The 2225-nt window shown below is 48.3% G+C and carries 3 protein-coding genes; 1 reads left to right on the top strand and 2 read right to left on the bottom strand.

Annotation, left to right across the window (positions count from 1 at the left end; genetic code table 11):
- The coding region (locus tag KKD83_03425) for an SDR family oxidoreductase (GenBank protein ID MBU2535204.1) at positions 1 to 665 on the top strand (665 nt) is incomplete at its 5' end.
- Between the two features lie 8 nt (positions 666 to 673).
- Here the strand turns inward: KKD83_03425 and KKD83_03420 are convergent.
- A complete protein-coding gene (locus KKD83_03420; GenBank protein MBU2535203.1) occupies positions 674 to 1948 on the bottom strand; it encodes a M20/M25/M40 family metallo-hydrolase in 1275 nt (424 codons plus the stop codon).
- A gap of 93 nt (positions 1949 to 2041) precedes the next feature.
- The coding region (locus tag KKD83_03415; protein MBU2535202.1) for a hypothetical protein at positions 2042 to 2225 on the bottom strand (184 nt) is incomplete at its 5' end.

Genomic DNA, 2225 nt, shown 5'->3' with positions numbered 1-2225 from the left:
TAGGTGTGAACGCGCTGCACAAAGAAACTGCGGCTGCCGTCGCCAAGGAAATAACAGATACCGGCGGAGAGGCAATAGCCATTCCGGGTAATGTTGCAGCACAGAATACAGTAAACACGATGGTGGCAAAGTTAGCACAAACATTTGGTCCCGTGGATATTCTGGTTAACAACGCGGCGGCAATGGCTGAGATGATGCCATTTGAGAAGACAACAACGAAAGAGCAGGAGGATGAGCTGGTTACCCTTATCGGCGCGTTTAACTGCACCCGCTCCGTTCTTCCATCGATGATTGAAAGAAGAAACGGACGGATTATCAATATCTCTTCAGTTAGCGGGCGCTATGGAATGCCCGGAAGAGCCATCTACTCTGCGGCCAAAGCCGGAATTAATATTTTCACCAAGGCGCTTGCCTACGAGGTCGGCCAGTATGGTATAACCGTAAACTCAATCTCCCCGGGCGCTACCTTGACCCCGCGTCTCAAAGCTCGGAGCAAGGAGATTCATGACGCCGCTAGACGTATGATTGCCGTACCGCGTTTCGCCGAGCCCGAGGAGATTGCCCATGCGGTCCTCTTTTTCCTGAAGGAGGAGTCATCGTACATAACGGGGGCCATGCTTGATGTGGATGGTGGATTCGGTGGTTATGAACCGTACAAAAGGTGAAGCCAGTGCTATGATAGATATCTTTTTGCCAGTGCCGTTAGAAAGTTCGTTTTAACTTTGAGACTGTCGATATCGATCTTCTCGTCTACGCCATGTACCGACCGTCGCAATGCCGGGTCAAGATTCAAGGTCAGCATGTTGATTCCATAAGACGGTATACCGGCTGCCCTCAACAGCCTGGAATCGGTGCTGCCGGCGCTGATAGATGGTAAAACCAAATCACCTTTGACAGATTCTTGCAGAGTCTGGCGAATCGTTTCGTAGTATCGTGATTTGTATTCGGATATGGTTGGGGATGTATGGTTAATAACCTCTATTTCAACATCACCCAAAAATGGCTGGAGTTCCTTCAGAATTTGCTCCTTGTTTTGTCCGGGCAGGATTCTGATATCAACTTCCGCTTCGCAACCATCGGGCACGATGTTTGTCTTCAGTCCACCGTGGACAACATTGGGCGAAACTGTAAACCTGGTTATGGCCGATAAATATGCCGCAAAGTTCTTATTTTTGAGGTTCTGGATATACTGGTCGATATTGTTTTCATTTATTTCACTGCCTAAGCTTTCAAGCTCGGCTATCGTCTTAGTGAGTTCCTTCACCACTGGAATCAAGGCTGGCCTGGGCCTGTAATTTGCCAGATTTTTTAATACATCGGCCATTTTCACTATGGCGTTATCCCCAAGCATAGGGAGTGCTCCGTGAGCCGAAGTTCCTCTGGTCGATAGCTTAATCCAGGAAGGGGCTTTTTCTCCCACCGCGATGAAGTGACATACCTTATCAGCTACTTGAGCCGGTGCTTCAGCACCTTCGTTGATGGCGAAATCGGCTTTTATCCTGTCTATGTGATTGTCAACTAAGTATTTAGCGCCGAGCGGTCCGAGCGTTTCCTCGTCAGCAGTAGCCGCAAAAATCAACCTGCCTTTAAGTTTTTTCTCCTGTGCTAAGCTAATAACTGAGCAGGCCTGAGCAGCCACCAAAGCTTTACAATCTATTGCCCCACGACCGAATACAAAGCCATCCTTTATCTCGCCTGAAAAAGGAGGGAAACTCCATCCCTTGGTGGCAGTTACCACATCGATGTGAGACAGAAATAAGAGACTGCGTTCACCCTCTCCTGTGTATGCCAGAAAACTGCCGCGTCCTTTCTGGGGCTCAATAACTTCATTGGATATACCATACTGGTCAAAAAGGCGCTTGAGGTACATGGCTACCTCGGTCTCTCCACCCGGGGGATTCACCGATTGTATTCGTATCAAATCCGCTAAGATTTGCTCAACTTGCAAGTCTCCGCTCCTTTCCAGTGTATAAATCAAGATTAACGCCCATATCCAACCAGTTTACCGTAAATCATATCGTGCACCTGCCGCAGACAGTTCCTAACCCTGGGCACTAACTTCATATATTTCCCGAACAGGTGGCGCTGTCAGGCAATCGTTGAATTTGGCCAATTGCTCTCGAAAGAAACCGCTCTCTTCGGTGGCAATTATATCCTCTTCATTATCCCACAAGGTAATGGCAATGCCTTTACCTGTTTTCCGGTCAGTCAGGAAATAGCCTGTA

Source organism: Chloroflexota bacterium (genome assembly GCA_018829775.1).
GTDB lineage: Bacteria > Chloroflexota > Dehalococcoidia > Dehalococcoidales > RBG-16-60-22 > E44-bin89.
This window is presented reverse-complemented; position numbering and strand designations above follow the sequence as displayed.